We start from the raw sequence: 16,784 nt of genomic DNA, 5'->3' as shown, positions 1-16,784 counted from the left end.
GTGGCGGGGCTCCTCTCGACTGGTGGCGTAGTCACCAACAGCCTTGGGGCAGCCCCACTCTTCGTGGTGGAACCAGGTCGCACCGGGAGTCCGGGGGTGGGGAGTTTCAGTGAGCAGAAGGGGGAGATTTACGTGAGCGCTGTCAATACGTTGGCAGGGCCCCCATCTGGTGGTCCATGACGCATGAGAGTCTGTGAGGGCGCAGGAGCCGATCGAGACCCCGAGGTGTGCACTCGGAGATGTGCTTCATCACGAGACGCCCGCTCAACCGCGAACCGCGCACATCATCGTGCCCGAATCACCCGCACGCCGAAGGTCGTGATGAGCCCCAAGGCTACCAACAAGGGCAGTTGCCCAAAGAAACCCAACGTCCCCAACAAGGCACTCCCTACGACGAGGAGGAAGAACACGATGTTCAGGGCGACTGCCAGCCGACATGCCGCGAGACGCGGCCGTGATCGGCGCGAAGGGAGGAGCCAGAAGGCGAGTGCCCCAATGGCAAACGCCGCAACCGCGCCGCCCCGCCAAAGCAACCACCACATCGGCACCCCAGACGGTGCGGTGGGGTCGCCGGAATCAAACCGCAGAGAGACCGCACTCCATTGTGCCAAGAGGAGCGTTTCGCCCCCCAGAGCGACAGCCTCGCCAAACACCGCAGCCGCAAGAAGCCGTGCCCTACGTCGCGTGAGGTGCATCGTTCTCCTATCCGAACTACAGGGAGGTCTGTAGCACGCCGGATCTCGCCCACTGGTAACAGAGGGACACGACTTCCGCAGCATTCTGGCACAGGTTTCTTCCAGACATCATCCCGCGACCCATCGAGCAACTCTGATGATCGCAAGTCCCAATAACGCGACTGGAACCACGATGCGAGCAACCGCGAAAGTTACATGAGCGAACAACAGCTTGACCCACTCGGGATGGTCAGTCATCTCTACGGAAAACAGCCGACGTAGACCAGACTTGCCTTCCCCAAACAAGATCAACCACAGCGCCAGCGCCAGCATCAAACCCATGTAGAGCAGGATGCCCACGAGCCACTGCTCCAATGCGGTCAGGCGGCCCACCTCATCCCGAGCATCAAGCCGCCCCAGCGGATGTTGGTACCAGCCACGCGCATCCAGCGAGTCATCGCCAAGAGATGTTTCGCGCGGAGGACCCGGGACGATCGAGTCGCGGGGCCGGCTACCGCCGCGAAGTTCAGCATTGTCGACACCGCCGAATCCCTACACGATCGACTGCGTCCACCACGCGTTGTGCAGTTTGCGAACATCGAGACTCCAGAGTCGGCAGCCGCTGCGATGCTGAGGCCTTGACCCACGGCGCATCCAGCGCCCGCCGTGAACGGACAAGACGCATAGGCCACAAGTGCAGCAACACCCAGAATCGTGTTCCGATTACGCCATGCCGCCCCGCCGACCGCCGAGACCCCACGGCCGATCCTCCGGAACATCTTCTTCCAGCCGAAAGTGCCGGCGAGGTCGAAGTCGTTGACCGGATCCTGATCGACATAGTCGTAGTCGTTGGCGCTGCCCCCTTCGACCGAGTCAACCTCCAGGAATCTCCCGAGCGCGGGGTCGTAGAGCCTCACGCCCATGCGCACAAGCGCCAGGTTGCCTCCGGTTGAGAACCTCTGCTTGCCCCCAAGCCAGCCGAGGCGATTCGTCGGTGGCGCTCCCACCCCGAACTCGTCTGCTTCAGGGTTCGCGGTGAAGGCTCCGGCCGAATCCGTGGTGCCGACGACGTCCCCGTGGCCGTTTTGGATCGGGTAGGTCGCTGTGCCCGCGGTGTCGATCACGAGCAATCCGTCGGGGCCGGTGATGTAGGTGGTGGTTGCGCCACCTGCGACGGGGCGCGAGTACGCCGGGGAATCCGAGCCCGAGTCGTAGCCAAAGATCACGTCTTCGGAGACTTGGCCGGTCGCGTCGTCGGTGACGGTGCGCCGAAGCACTCGGCCCGAGGGCGACAGCACTTCGGTTGTGGTGTTGGTTCCGTCGTCGATCGAGGTCGCGTGATCGTTGCCGTCGTAGGTGATCACTTCTTTGGCCGGGCGTCCGGGGTATCCCGCGGTGAGCGTTCCCGATCCCACGCCGGTGAGCGGGGTGACGACCAAGGTGTAGGTGCCGGCGGATGAGACCGAGGGCGAGAACGCGAGGGCGCTTGTGCCTTGGTCGGTTGCGACCACGCCGCCCGAGGGGTTCTTCAGCTCCAGCTTGGCCGTGGCGGCGTGGGACTTCGGGTAGGTGAGGGCGAGGTTGTAGGTCGGGACGGCGAGATCGGCGGAGCCGTTTTGGATCTCGGCGGTGTAGTTGCCTTGGGCGGCAAGCGTTGTGGTCAGAGCAAGTGATCCCGCCGAGCCCGACGTGGAGGTGATCGTGGAGCCGCCGGGGTCCTTCAGGCGAAGCGTCAGGTTCGCATACGCCTGCTGCTGATAGCTCGCGGCGGCCGTATAGCTCGCGGAGTAGTTGGTGGAGATCACCTTGACGGTGTAGGTGCCCGCGGGCTCCGAGGCGGCCGAGACAGCTTCAGGTTTGGCCGTAGTGGAATAGCTCGAGGCAACAAGGGTCGAGCCTCGCCACAGTTCAAGATCAAGGTTTGCGGTCACCGGCCAGGTGGAGGATAGCGTGAAGGTGGATCCGGTGGCTTTGGCCTTGACCTGAAGGATGTAGTCGCGGGTTGCGGGGTAGGTGATCGAGGGAACGGTGTAGTCAAAGGACTCGGAGTTTCCGGTCAGGGCCTCGGAGCTTCGCAGCACCGCGCGCGTTGAGGCGTCCAGGAGATAAAGGTCAAGGTCCGGGTTCGGGATGGCCGAGGGCCAAGTGACGCCGGCGTGCAGGTTCCCTGCGCCACTTGCGGTGATGGTGCGCTCGTAGACCCCAAGGGTCCCGACGCTGCTTGCCCAGCTTCCCGAGGTTGTGGAGGCGTTCCAATCCAGGGTGGCCGAAACGGTCCCGGAGGCATCTGGAGAAACCGTGTGGGTGTTGGTCCCCCCGGCCCCCACGCTGGAGGGGAACGAACTTGAGACTTGGTGCTGGCCCTTGGTCCAGGTGAGAGATGCCGAGGAGTATCCGGAGCCATCGGCGGTGAAGGGTTTGGTCGCCGTCCCCGAGGCGGCGATGGAGCCCGTCGCGGAGTCGTCGGTCAGGGTCGTGGTCGACCAGGGCATCGAGTAGGTCGGAACGGCGATGTCTGAGGAGTTGTTGGTGATCGCCAGGGTGTAGGCGCCGCCGGAGGCGGCGAGGTAGGTGAACGAGAGCGATCCGGCAGAGCCTCGCACCGAGCGCACGGCGGTGCCGCCGGGGTCCTTGAGCGCGAAGCTGAGATCAGCGTAGGTGAGCTGCTGGTAGTTCGCCGTGGCGTTGTAGCCGGCGTAGAAGTCCTTGCTGAGGATCTTGAGGGTGTAGGTGCCCGCAGGCTGACCCGTGGCCGAGACGGACTCGGGCTTGGCGGTCGTGGAGTAGCTGGAGGCCACAAGCGTCGTGCCGCGCCAGATCTCAAGGTCCACGTCGGCGGTCACCGGCCAGGTGCTGGACAGGGTGAACGTAGATCCCGTCGTCTTGGCCTTGACCTGCAAGATGTAGTCCTTGGGCGCGGAGTAGCCGACGGATCCCGGGACGGTGTAGGAAAGGGATTCGGAGTTACCGGTCAGGGCCAGGGAACTCGCGAGCACCGCGCGCGTCGAGGCATCAAGAAGATACAGGTCAAGATCCGGGTTCGGGATCGCCGAAGGCCACGACAGACTCGCCGTCAGGTTTCCCGACGCACTTGCGGTAATCGTACGTTCGGATACGCCCAAGGCGGCGACAGTTCCCGGCCACGTTCCCGAGGTCGACGAGCCGGACCAATCCACGCTTGCGGATACCGTTCCGGAGGCGTCGGGGGCGAAGGTGTGGGACTTGGTTCCGCCTGCCGTCACGCTCGACGAGAAGGAACTGGAGACCTGATGCTGGCCTTTGGTCCATGAAAGCGAGGATGCCACGTAGCTCTCGCCATCCACGATGAGCGGCGTCGATGCCGAACCGCTCGCAGCAATCGAACCAGTCGGTGTGCCGGAGCGCCCCACCGGCGTCGAAGACGTCCACGCGTATTGCGCTGAAACCGAGCCTGCCTGCCCAACGGTGATCGGGAATGACTGCGAAGCTGTGGAGGCGAATGCGTCGAAGGTGACTGCCTGGCTGAAGTTCCCTGCCGGGGGCTGGGTCGACGGTGTGGCCTGCGTCAGGTTGCCGTGGGTGTCGTAGGTGTAGGCGGAGGCGAACGGCGAGGCCGTAAGGCGGTCGGCGTTGTCGTAGGTGTAGCTGCCGTCGCAGGTCGTTGAGGTCGAGCAACGGTTGGTGTTCGCGTCGTAGGAGTAGTTGCGCGTCGCGGCACCTTGCACCGTGCGCGTCAGGCGCCCGGCCCCGTCGTACGTGAACGCGCGCGTGCGTCCGGTCGTTGCTTCGCTCGCGATGTCGCCCGAGGCGTTGCGGGTGTAGGTCCAGGGCGACAGTTCGGTCGAGTTCTTCTTGTTCGTGATCGTGTTCAGCCACCCGCGCGAGGAGTCGTATGCGTTGGTGGTGACGACTCCGTTCGGTCGCGTCGTGGCGAGCAGACGTCCGGCATCGTCATAGGTGAAGCTTGTCGTGCGGCCGGTTCCCGAGGCGTATTCGGTGATCGAGTCCAGCCGGCCGGTCGAGGTGCTGTAGGCAAGCTGGGTGAGCTTGGCATTGCTTTGTCCTGAGAACTGCCGCCACGTCTCGGTGGGACGACCGGCCTGGTCATAGATCGTGCGCGTGACGGTGGCGTGCTCATCGGTGTAAGAGATCGACTTGCCGGTCCAATCGTTCTTCGACACGGTCGTGCGCGTGGTCCCGGCGGAGTTGGGGAAGGTCGCAGTGACCTGGAGAGGGTTGGAGTAATCGATGCTTGTCGTCTTGTTCGCAGAGTCGATACTCGAGGTGACGCGGCCGCGCGCGTCGTAGGTCGTGCACGACCAGTAGGTGTCGCCCACCACACGGCTTGCGACCTGTCGTCCGGCCGCGTCGTAGCGGTATTCGCGAACGATCGGGGTCTTCGGCCCCGCTGCGTCGGGGTCTGCCGCGGTCGTGGTCTTGAGCGCTCCCGCCTGCGAAATCCCGGATCCACCTCCCGGGCACGGGTTTGTCGCAGTCTCGGTGTCGCCGTAGTAGGTGTAGGAGACCTGGGTGGATGCGCCCTTGGGCAGCGTGCGCGCCGTACGGCGGAGGTATCCCACCCCGAGGGTCTCGAATGTGGTCGTCGAGCGAAGCGCCAAACCGTCGGGATCGATGACGCTCGCGGTCGCGAGCCCCAGTTCGGGGTTTGGATACTCGGTGCGGGTCTTCTTGCCGTCGGGGTCCACGGTCGTGGTCGCCAGGCCGTAGCGTGGGGCCAACGCCGACATCGGAACCTGCACGGCGCCGCTACCGGGTGGCGTCCACGACAAGATCAGGCGGGCCGAGCCCGTCTGGTCCTGATAGTCAAGGCGAATTCGGTGCACGCCCTGGGTCAGGGTCGTCGAGCCGGTGAGCGTGCCGGTGCCGCCCCAGCGGCCAAGCACTTGCTGGTCGTCGATGAGCAGCTTCACGCCGTCGTCGGTATCGACGTCGGCGGAAAACGCATAGGACCCTGCGGTCGCAGCGGTGATCTCGCCGGTGATGCGCCCCGAGAATCCGTCTGCGGGAATTCCTGTTGCCGGAGAACCACTCCCCCAGTTCGGCCATGCCGACAGCGTGGTGTGGACCTTCGGGGTGCTCGACAGGGTCTGGTTGTCCCACCATGCCGCACCGAGTCCGGTAATGCCTTCGTCGTAGAAAGTCTGCGAATGCGGCGCTGTGGCGGAACGGTTGTTCGCATCAAACTCGCCTGCCGCGCCAGGACCGTAGGAGTCCGTCGGGCGACCCTCAACGTCGTAGATCGTGGTCGTAACAAGGCCTGCCGGGTCGGTGGTCTTCACGACACGGTCGGCCGAGTCGTACACGTAGGTCGTCACCTTCCCGGCGAGGTCGCGGTCCTCGGTCATGCGCCCCGAGGAATCGAGCGTCACCTTGCGGCTGTAGCCAAGAGGTTCGGTGATGCCCGCGACGTGAACCACCGGCGCGGTCGGCGCGGTGTAGTCGTAGGTGCGCTGCGCGCGCGCGGCGCCCGCGCTCGACTCGGGCGCAGTGATACTTGAGACCTTGGCGTTGACGTCATAGGTGACCAGGGTCTTGTGCGCGTCGGAGTCCGTGAACGCCCCTGCCGCGATGAGGTCGTTCGTCAGGGCGTCACGAATGGCGATGATTCGACCGTTGGCGTCGTATCCGAAATCGGTGGTCGCGCCGCCCGGATCCACGATGCGGGCAAGGTGCCCATTCAAGTAATACAGGTCGGACTCACCGATGCCGAAGGCGCTGTAGTCGATCTTGCACAGCATGTATGACGGTGCCGCATCGAACCCCGCAGCGCTCGGACAACTCCCGCCGCCATAGGTGAGCACGACTGAGCGCGTCGAGACCGGATCGGTGATCTGGGTCAAGCGAAGAGGTTCGGTCTGCGACCCTTGTGTCCAGGTGTATGTGAGGGCCGCAGGCTTGCGATCATCGGCGGGAGCCACCATCTTGGCCAGCGAACCATCAGCGTTGAAGCTGAAGGCGCTGCCGTCTTCAGACTGGAAAACCAAAAGACCCGTGGAAGCGTCCGTCGCGAGAACGCCGTCCTCACCTGCGGGCGGCACCCACCCCGTCGGAGTCGAGGTGTAGATGTGGGTGGCGCCGGTGGAATCCGAAAGTAGTACCTGCTGTTCAAAGATCTTCGCAGACGAGTAAAACAACCCCCCGTCGGGATCGGTCGACATTGCCCAGCCATCGGGCAAACCCGGCGTGTCGGTCGTGAGCCACGACGACGGGACCTGGCAGTCCTGCACAGCTCCCCCGTCGCCGCAGGGGCCGTTTGCCCACAGCTCCATGCGGGCGGGGCCGGTGTTCTCGTAGTACTCGATCTTGATGGGAACCGACTGTCCTGCCGCAAGCGTGAGCGCAGTCCCGTACTGCGGCGCCGTCGGCGCCGTCTGGTTTACCCAGTGATCGAAGACGAGCTGGTTGTCCACCCACACGCGCGTGCCATCGTCGGCAAGAGTTCCGAATTGATAGTCGCCCGCTGCGGGAACGGTGACGTACCCGGACCAACGCGCAAGAAAGTAGTCGGTGCCCACGGAGCGATACGGATAGGCCGTTCCCCAGTTAAACGTGGCGTAATCCCGCCGAGACACCGAGGGAGCCTCGTTCGCGTCAAAGACGTGGTCATGGTCCAGATCGTTGAAGTAGGAGGCCATCAGGCCCCGACTGCTGGGACGACGGGAGTTGTACGAATAGGACACGCCGATGGGACCGCCGAGGGAACTGACGCTCGGTGAAGATATCCCCGCCGTGAGGTTACCGTTGGCGAGATTCACCGCGAGCGGGCCGAGGCGATCGTAGGCGTTCGCCGGTCGCTCTCCCAGACCCAGGTCCACCCGGAAGCTCCGGGTCGCGCTCCAATCCGAATACGAAGACCCCGGGTCCTTCACGGAGTCGCGCGCCTGGACCTGCCAGTAGTAGGTGCGTCCATCTTCCAAGGAGCCGTAGGGCGGCTTCCATGGAATGGTCCCGGTCCAGCCGGAATCCACCGCCGAATCAAATCCGTCCGGGGACGTGGAAAGGTGGAAGTAGTAATTGAGAGCATCGCCGTCTGGGTCCGTGGCCGACACGGTGAAGGTCGGCTGGTCCGTCGTCACGACCGCGCCATCAGATGGTGCGGACAACACCGGGGTCGTAGGCGGCCGGTTGTACGTGACGTCAAGGCGAGCACCGTCATAGACGGTGTCGTCAAAGGACGCCCAGTGCAAGTAGTTGCGCGCACCCGGAGCCGAACCGCTCACGTGCAGACGCAGTCCCGTGAAGCTGGAAAGCGAGACGCCATCCGAGTTATCCAGTGAAAACGTCCGGTAGCCGGTCCCTGTCGGGAAGTCCATTGAAGCGGCCGCGGTAGTCAGGGCCGAGGCCGAATAGTCGGTGCAGGTGATCGCCGAGCCTGCGTTGTACCAGTCCGCCGTGAGCTTGCGATTGCTGCCGGTGTAGTTGTCGGTAACCCGCAAGGTGAGCGTCGTCCCGAGAAGAATCGCGTCATATGGCAGTGCATTGGTGGCCCACCGCATGATCCCGTTCTTGATCGTGTAGTCGCCGGCGTAGTAGGACCGCTCAGCGTTTTGTCGCGTGTTGGAGTCCGGATACACGTAGTCGCATGCCGGAGGGTAGGACGTCCCCAGACCACGGACGGTGCCGTCATAGCTGCTCGCGGTGACGTAGAACTGCGTCGTCGGGTCGAGCTGGTAGGGATAGGCCGTCGCGGGCAGCGCCGATTCGTCCAGGTCGAAACTCACCTGGTCCGCGCCGGGGCCAAGCCGCCAGACTCCGATCGGATACTCCACATCGTCGGCACCCAGCGCCACCGGGGCAGGCACGGAAAACACGTCGCTGACCAGAGCGCCTTCTTGCACTGCGATTGGAGCGGCACCGCCCAGGAGGCGATAGGTGAACGACAGAGTTCGGGGGCCGAGCGGCTCGGAGACCGGAGCCAGAAGCTTGATACCGCTGACGCGGGTGTAGTAGGACCAGGTCAAGCCAAGCGGTCCGGCAAAGGACGCGCGGCGACCCGAGACGTCTGCCGGCGCGGGAGTGGCCCAGAAGACGCCCTTTCCGCTCGCGCGCTCTGTCGCCTGAACGCCGTCGGGGGTCACCCGAACAGCGACGTCGTGACGGTCCATCACGTAGTCGCGACCGACGGGACGGAAGTTCAGATCCACGTCGCGCCAGGTGTTGCCCTCGCGGTAATGCTGATAACGACCGAACACCGCGGTCTCGGAACCGTCGGGGTTGCTGAAGATGGACATGTCACGCGTGCGGCGTGATGGGGCCTCCACGCTGCGCCCCGCAACGAACCCCTGGATGCTGCCGAGATCGCGCGCCGGGAGTCCCGCGCCCGTCAGACCATCCTTCTCACCCCAGAGAATTCACCGTCGACAGGCGACGGACGCACCGATGTCCGGGGAGAATCAATCGGAGGGACTGGATGAGTGGTTGCGGCCACCGCGGGCCGGACTGCAGCGAACTGTGTCGCGAGACTAACTACAAGGGCAAGCGCGAGCCAGCGAAGGTTACGCCCCCCCCGAACAACGAATTACGCGCATACCCAATCCAGCCGCTCATGCTGACCCCCGCCAGTCGCCCCGGTCGCCGGACCCCGGCGACTCCATAAAGCGGGCAAAAGGTATCGGGGATGCGTTAGCGCGTCAACGACCGAGGTGCCACCAGAAGGCTTTGCATCCCCCGTCCGATTCGGCCGTCGCTGTCACGCAGCACGGTCTCGGCCAGACCGACGCCGCGCGCGCTCACCGTCGTCACCGAGTCCAGGTTGATCCACTCACCTTGCGGCATCCGGAACAGGTGCACGGTGAGATCGGTGTTGATGAACAGCCACTTGTGATAGTCGAGCACCGACGAAATCCCGTTGCCGGAGTCTGCCGCGACCAGCACTCGCTGCAACGGAGACGGTTCTTCACCGGCGACAAGCGGAACTCGCATGCGTGCCCACGCCATTGCCGGCCCGGACTCGCGAAAGGATCCTGTGAGGAACCGGAACTCCATCGCGGTGTGGTAACCAACATCTCGGGAAGTCTCGAAGAAAGGAGGAACCTCGCCGTCTTCGGGGCCGGGGGGTGGGTCCTCGCGCTCCTCGATCGAGGGATCCAGATCGGCCGCGCGCATGCGCCAGGCAGTCGCGCGCATGATCTCGCCGTCGTCGTCGCGCAGCGACCCCTCGAGCAACTCGACGCTGCGACTCCCGCGCGCCACGCGAGCTTCGATCTTCACCGCAGCAATGGGCACAGGCCGCAGGATCTCCAAGGTGATGCGCACAAAGGGGAAGTGCGTGTTCTCGCCACACCGCTCCAGCGCGCGCGCCAGAATCGCCGATGGGGGACCGCCGTGTTGCGCGCGCGCGTCCCAGGGACCGCGCGTCAGTTCCGTGGGAACGACGCGATCCCCTTCGTCGATGTAGAAGGCGTCCAATTCGCTACGAGCCTTTCGAGAGGCGCGCGCCGACCGCTTGCCACAACGCGTTGATTCCGGAAAGCGGCCGCACCATCACCGTGAAATCGTCGACGCGCCCGTCCGTGCCGGCGCGCAGCAAGTCGATTCCTTCAACTTCGCGGTCTCCCACGCGCGCGCGAAAGACAAGAATCGCAACTCCATCGCCTTCGACGTGATCGGTGTAATGGAAATCCTCGAAGGTCTCCATCAAGATCGAGAACAGACCTCGAACAGCGTCCTTCCCGCGAAAAGGCTTGAAGCTGACCGGACTGTGAAGCACAACGTCGTCCGACAGGACTGCGAGCATCGAGTCCAGGTCTCCTGCTTCAACTGCGCTTCGAAAGGCGCTCGCTGCAGCGTTCGACACGTCAGTCCTCCTCTCCGGCCGCCGGGAACGGCGATCGCGCGCGCCACTTTACGCGGGTCCGCGCACCGTCTGCGTCGTTCCGGTCGCGGCAGCTCGGTATGCCGCGTCGATGATCGCGAGCGCCGCACGGCCGTCCTCGCCCGAGACCGGCGGCGGGCTCCCGGTCTCAACGGCGCGCGCAAACTCCCCATACGGATCGAGCGTCTGCTCGGGCAGCGGCAGCGGCTCGGCATCGCCGCCGACGGCCGGTCTCAACCACGGCGGCGTAAACGCGTCCACGTGTGCAGTGCCCGCGGTCCCGAAGACGGTGAGTTGGTGGTCGGGGCCGGGAAGGGCATCCCAACTGACGTGCATGCTCCCCAGCGCCCCCGACGAGGTTCGCAGCGCAACTTGGGCCGCGCGCTCCACGTCTCCCGGCGTGACCATGGCGGCAACCTCAACGATCTCCTCGCCGAGCACGGCACGCAACACGTCCGCCACATGAATCCCAAGATCGAGCAGCACGCCGCCTCCTGCGGCCTCGGGATCGAGGAACCACTTCGCACCGGGCGCCCACGCTTCCGGCCCAGCGTGGCCGAAAGCCGCGCGGAATCCTCGGAGCGCACCGAGACGGCCCTGCGAGATCGCACGGCGCATCGCAACGAACGGCGGCGCAAAACGAACGTTGTGGGCCGTCATCATCACGACGCCGGCGGCGCGCGCCGCGGCAATCATCGCGTCGGCCTCCGCCAGCGTGCGCGCGATCGGCTTCTCAACGAGCACGTGCTTGCCGGCCTCGGCCGCAGCGATCGCAATCTCTGCGTGCAAAGAGTTCGGCGTGCAGATGTCCACGGCGTCCACGTCGGCGCGCGCCAGAACCTCTCGCCAGTTCTCGCACACTGCGCCGCCGCCCCACTCGGTCGCGGCGGCCGTCGCCGACGCCGGCGAGCCGCCTGCGAAAGCGACGACGTCGGCAATTCCCGATGCGCGGAACCCAGGGAGGTGAATGCGGCGCGCAACAGCGCCGCAGCCTATGAGACCGATTCGAACGGTCACGCCGGAAGCAGGGCCGCAGCGACCTTGCGGACGGCGGCAGCCGCGTCGCCGCAATCGGCTTCGGTGAAAGTCGCCCCGACACCGATCGACACCGAGCGCCCGACAAGGTCCTCCGTGCGTGGGCACATCCCCATCTCATACACCACGTCTGTCGGGTGCTCGGCGCAGTTCCACGGTCCGCCCTTGCCCGACGCCGTGCGTCGCTGCAGGATCGAAGGGGTCGCGTATACGGGTTTGCCGTCGTAGATCTGAGCCGATGGAATCCCCTCGGCGTTCAGCGCCGCGACGAAGCGGCGGGCGACCGCGGGTCCTGGCGCAAACCACGTAATGCTGGAGGATCCGTCGCCCGCGGGATCTACGACGCGGCGGCGCGTCAGGCCTCGAACGTCTCCAATCGCGTCGAGGATGCGCACCTTGTTCGCGCGCATAGCCGCGAGCAATCCCGGAAGCTTGCGCATCTGCACGCCGGCAATCGCGCCCGCGATCTCGGCCATGCGCAGGTTCTCCCCGACGAACGGCTGCTCCATCTCCCCGCCGCGACTGCCGCCGTGACCGGTGACAAACTGCCCGCCTTGATCCTGATACCGGGCTGCACGCAAGTGGAGATCGTCATCACCAGTCACGACGACACCGCCCTCGCCGGAAGTCACGTTCTTCTCGAGTTGCAGCGAGAACGCACCGATGTCTCCCAGCGTCCCGAGCGCGCGCCCGTGGTACGTCGCCCCCATCGACTGAGCCGCGTCCTCCAGAACCCGGATCCCGCGACTCCGCGCAATCGCGAGCAACGGATCCATGTCGCACGCAACGTTTTCCAGGTGAACAGGAATGATCGCCGCCGTTCGCGAGGTCACCTTCGACGCCACGTCGGCCGGGTCCAGCCCGAGCGTTTCGTCGATCTCCGCGAACACCGGAACGGCACCGGCAACGACAACGGCGTTGATCGTGGCGATGAACGTGAACGCAGGAACGATCACCTCGTCACCGCAACCGATGCCGAGCGCAGCAAGGGCCACCCGCAGTGCCGCAGTGCCGCTGGACGTCGCAACCGCATGCGGAGTACCCAGCTCGTCGCGAACGGCATCCTCGAACTCGAGTACCTTCCCCAAGAACTGCGGACCGTAGTAGCGGAACAACGAGCGGCTCTCGATCACTTCCAAGACCGCGGCGCGCTCCTCGTCCCCAAGAAGAGCTACCCCTTTGCCGAGCGGCAACGGCGCGATGCGCACCGGAGTCCCCCCGTCGATTGCCAGGCGTTCTGTCATCGGTTCCCCCGTTCTGCTTCTGGTACATCTTGCGAAGGCCTTCGCAGCCGCTCTTGTTCGGACCGAAAACCTTGAACCGGCAGGGGTACTCGGGGAACAGGTACTTCACTTGCGACCGTGGAACGCGTATATGGCAAATATCTATACCAATCTGTCCGATGTCAAGAAGAGGACGCGATCACAGCCGGAACGCGCGAAGGACCCCGTCCACCCCAACCACGTAAGCAACGCCTCCGGCACAGGCCAGCGCAGACGTGAGCGGAACTGCGAAATCGCGAACCTCGTCGATGACTCCGTCGTCTACGCGCAACCCAACCAGACGCCCGTCGCCCAGGGGAACCCAGGCCCTTCCCGCGACCACCGTCACCGGTGCGAGCGCCACGGCGCCGGTGTCGCGGTAAGGACCCATCGCGACCGGCGCGCTCTGGGACACAGATACGTTCCAGCGAAGAGCGCCGTCACTACGGTCCAGGCACGACACCTCCCCCGTTCCGGCGACGACGAACACCGCGTCCCCGCACACCACCGGCGGCGCCGGGTTGAACCAACCAAGGATCGGGGCCGCCCAGACCGACGACCCGTCCACGCACCGAACGCGTTCCACCACCGAACCCAGTCGCACGACGTAGGCGTCCGCACCGTCGGGATCGGGTGTGATCCCCCCGACGAGCGACCGAGGCAAATGCGCGACGATCTCCGCCATCGAACCCTCGTAAACGCTGCGCGCGCGCACCCCGTGCGGCCACAGCGTCGCTCCGGTCTCGGGATCCAGCCCGTACATATCCGGAACCTGTGCGGCGAACCCCACAATCAACGTGCCTCCCACAACAACCGGGTGCGCGAACGAAGTCATGTTCTCACGCTTGCCCAGATCATCGCGCGCCCAGATGATCGATCCGTCCCGTAGATCCAGACATGCGAAGCGTCCCACGTCGCCCACGAACACCCGCTTCCCGTCGGTCGCGGGCCGCAAATACGCCCACAGCAGCATCGCGTCCGCGAGCCGGACCCGCCAGCGCTCGGATCCGTCGACGGCGGCCAGACACACGATCTCACCCGCCACGGATGTAGCGACAACCGCGTCCCCGCACACCAAGGGCGAACTCTTGACCGCACTCGAAAGCCGCGCGCGCCAACGTGGTTCGCCCGTGATCGCATCGAAGGCCTCGACCGCCCCCGCTGCGCGATCCTCCTGCCGCGAAGTCGCGATAACCATGTCTCCCACGACGACCGGTGCCGCAAGGTGCGCGGCGCCGTCGAGCGCGCGCGCCCACGCCGGCCCGTCGGTCAAGGGAAGGGGCGCGCTGCGGAACGTCGCCCCGCGCAAGAACGCCGGACCTCGCGCCGTCGTCTGCACCCGCAACTCGGTACCGTCCCACTCGGCCACTCGGTAGTGCCGCGGGCAGAAGTCCAGACCGCCGAAGGTTGCCGGTCCCGTGTTGTAGTGGACCGTGCCGCCGTCGGACACCACGCGAGTCGTATGCCAATGCCCGGAGAACGACGCGATCGGAGCCACTCGCATTCGGCCGAAGAAGTCCGACGGCATCTGATCGTGCGCCAAGAGGACCACCGGCGTCTCCGGCTCGACCATCGCCAAGTCCGCGTCGAGCCACGCCTCCTGTACGTCGGCGTCGATGCCCAACCGGTGAGTAAACCAGTCGATCGCCACGAAGTGCACTCCCGCGTAGTCGAAGGAGAACCAGCGTGGGCCGACGTAGCGCTCGTAACGCTCGGTCACTGCCGTAAAGTTCGGCGACTCCGCCTCGGCGGCGCCGGGGTCTTGAGCGCTCGGCATGTGATCGTGATTGCCCGCAAGCGACACGACGGGAACGCGCGAGCGCGCTGCTTCGGCAACATACGCTTCGTACTGCTCCCGCGCGCCCGAGTTGGTGAGGTCCCCTGTGGCCACGATGAACGCCCCGTCCGGATGTCGTTCACCGATCTCTTCGAAGAGACCGGCCAACACATCCGGCGTCGTGACCACACGCTCATTCCACCGGCCGTCCGCGAACCAAAATGTCGCGTCGCCCGCGCCGGGGCCGAACGAGCGATCTCCGAGGGCGACGTGCAAATCCGTCACCTGTATGAACGAGAAGGGCAGTTCCTGGACTTGTGGAACCATGCGGAATTCCAGCGGTTCATCTCCGGCGCGCGCAAACCACGGATCTACGGCGAAGCCGGTCGGGCGCGCGCACACGACGAACGGACCGTATCCCGGAAGCGAGAACCCGCCGTCGGGTCCCGTCCGAGTCACATGCAAACCATCGGACACGACGACCCCCGGCACGCCACCGCCTTCGCTTACAACACGTCCCCTCACGGGGCTCCCGTCTTGCAGAGCCGCAGGCGACTCAAGCGTGGGCCGGACCCACATATGCCGGGAACGGGTCGAGCGCCGGGACGACTCCCTCGGTGTAGTAGCGCAGCATCCAGTAAGGGAGCAGGTAGTCCGACCCTGGGGCCTGGTGGGTCGTGCTCGTCCATGTCTCGAGTTGCGTCGGAGGCCGCTGCCACAGGAAGTCCGTCTGCGGACGGTCGGCAATGGGAAGAGGGCGCCGCGCGCGCAACTTGGAGGACGTGCCCGCAACGACGATCGTCTGGTCGCCGGAAGGCGTGGAGACGATCGTCTCCAATTGGTCCTGGGGCACGCACTCGAACGAGACGCCGCACTTCGCCTCGTTGCCGGTTGGGCCACCCCGGTCGACGCGCGCGCGGTAGTCCCGCCACTCGCGCAGGTGCTCGATCGCCGCATCGCGCCGTGAGGTCTCCCCCGTGAGCGTGTAGGTGATGGTTTCAAAGTGCGCGTTGATCTCGTCGCCGGTCGTGCGATCCATCACACCCAAGGCTTGCTTGATCAGTCCGCGCACAGCGGCGTTCGGCTCCAGGCGAGTGACGCTGTAACCGGTGAGGTGATGCAGGTTGTACTTGTAGTAGCTGTCGTTTGGCTGCACCGCGTCCACTTCCATCGACGCGGCCAGGATCGGACCCTGCGAGGCCAACTCCTCGGTCCAGATGCGCTCCCAGTAGTCGGATTGCTCGGGCGTGCCGGCGGAGTGCGACACATGGCGCGCGGCCTGGGTCATGTTCAGCCGCGCGAGCGGAACATAGACGAACAGCGGGGAAATGAAGTTATGGAAGTCGTGGCCTAACGGCGGCAGCGACACGTTGCCGTGCGGCCGCGGAGTCGTCCACCCGTACTTAAGAGCGAACGCCGTCATGCGGATGACGTCATCGCGAATCTGCGCGCGCATCGACGGATCATCTGCACCCACGAGATCAAACGCGTTGAGCAATCCGAACGTAGTCCCCGCGTAAGCGTCGCGACTCGTTCCATCCTCGCAGTAATACCAACCGGCGTCGGGGCCCTCGTCCCAATACAGCTTGAAAGTCACCCCGTTGGGACCGGGCCGCCATTGGAAGCTCTCGCGAACACACGCCCGGAACAAATACCCCGCCTCACCGCGCACGACTCCGCCTCCGAAACTCGCCGGATGCGCGGGATCGCCGGGGTTCACCGACGGACCGAAGTCGTGGTTCCAGTTGCGCGAGATATTGATGAGCATGTGGTACTTGGCAACCATTTCGTCGATACGCGATTTCGCTTGCGACTTCTGCCGCTGCCAGAACACGGCATCGTCGCCGCTCGCTCCGCCGGCCAGCTTGATCTTGGCCAGTGCGTATCGGAAAGACTGGGCGCTCAAATACGTGCCGGTCCACAGGGCGGAGTCCCCGAACGCACCTACGTTCGTGATGTCACCGGGAATGCGGTCCGCGGTCCGATAATCGACTTCGTAGATCTGACCCTGGTAGAAGTTGTCCTCGATCTTTGCTTCCAGCTCGATCGCAGCCGCCTCATCGGCGGCATCGAGGGCCCCCACCAGAGCCGCGCGCCCTGGGGTCGCCGGGAGCAACACAGCGACCGCGAGCAGTGCAAGAGCTTGCCGCACGATGTGCCTGGGTGAAGAGCGCATGGCCATCCGATTCGTCCTTTATGTGAGCGTATGTATTTGTAGGGTA

At 65.1% G+C, this 16,784-nt stretch carries 8 protein-coding genes; all 8 read right to left on the bottom strand.

Annotated elements, in window-relative coordinates:
* Positions 1-803: 803 nt before the first annotated feature.
* Positions 804-1,034: a hypothetical protein gene (locus WDA27_05455; protein MFA5890380.1), complete on the bottom strand. Its 231-nt coding sequence runs from the start codon at positions 1,032-1,034 to the stop codon at positions 804-806.
* A 20-nt stretch (positions 1,035-1,054) separates the two neighbouring features.
* Positions 1,055-8,935 carry a PA14 domain-containing protein gene (locus WDA27_05450; protein ID MFA5890379.1) on the bottom strand — a complete coding sequence of 2,627 codons (7,881 nt, stop codon included), beginning with the start codon at positions 8,933-8,935 and terminating at the stop codon, positions 1,055-1,057.
* 361 nt (positions 8,936-9,296) lie between these two features.
* Positions 9,297-10,082 carry a thioesterase family protein gene (locus WDA27_05445; protein ID MFA5890378.1) on the bottom strand — a complete coding sequence of 262 codons (786 nt, stop codon included), beginning with the start codon at positions 10,080-10,082 and terminating at the stop codon, positions 9,297-9,299.
* 4 nt (positions 10,083-10,086) lie between these two features.
* A complete protein-coding gene (locus WDA27_05440) occupies positions 10,087-10,470 on the bottom strand; it encodes a nuclear transport factor 2 family protein (protein ID MFA5890377.1) in 384 nt (127 codons plus the stop codon).
* Positions 10,471-10,518: 48 nt separating this feature from the next.
* Positions 10,519-11,505 (bottom strand): Gfo/Idh/MocA family oxidoreductase, encoded by a 987-nt coding sequence (locus WDA27_05435; GenBank protein MFA5890376.1) that lies wholly within the window; start codon positions 11,503-11,505, stop codon positions 10,519-10,521.
* Positions 11,502-12,767: an aminotransferase class V-fold PLP-dependent enzyme gene (locus tag WDA27_05430; protein MFA5890375.1), complete on the bottom strand. Its 1,266-nt coding sequence runs from the start codon at positions 12,765-12,767 to the stop codon at positions 11,502-11,504. Before WDA27_05430 ends, WDA27_05435 begins: the two co-directional genes overlap by 4 nt.
* A 178-nt stretch (positions 12,768-12,945) precedes the next feature.
* Positions 12,946-15,087 carry a PQQ-binding-like beta-propeller repeat protein gene (locus tag WDA27_05425; GenBank protein ID MFA5890374.1) on the bottom strand — a complete coding sequence of 714 codons (2,142 nt, stop codon included), beginning with the start codon at positions 15,085-15,087 and terminating at the stop codon, positions 12,946-12,948.
* 31 nt (positions 15,088-15,118) lie between these two features.
* Positions 15,119-16,744, bottom strand: coding sequence for a hypothetical protein (locus WDA27_05420; GenBank protein MFA5890373.1), 1,626 nt, complete (start codon positions 16,742-16,744; stop codon positions 15,119-15,121).
* Positions 16,745-16,784 lie beyond the last annotated feature (40 nt).

Source organism: Actinomycetota bacterium (assembly GCA_041658565.1).
Taxonomy (GTDB): domain Bacteria; phylum Actinomycetota; class AC-67; order AC-67; family AC-67; genus JBAZZY01.
This window is presented reverse-complemented; position numbering and strand designations above follow the sequence as displayed.

What these genes read in the sequence shown, in the direction of transcription:
- WDA27_05430 (MFA5890375.1), bottom strand. Translation starts at nt 12,767, where the DNA reads ATGACAGAACGCCTGGCAATCGACGGGGGGACTCCGGTGCGCATCGCG.
- WDA27_05420 (MFA5890373.1), bottom strand. Translation starts at nt 16,744, where the DNA reads ATGGCCATGCGCTCTTCACCCAGGCACATCGTGCGGCAAGCTCTTGCA.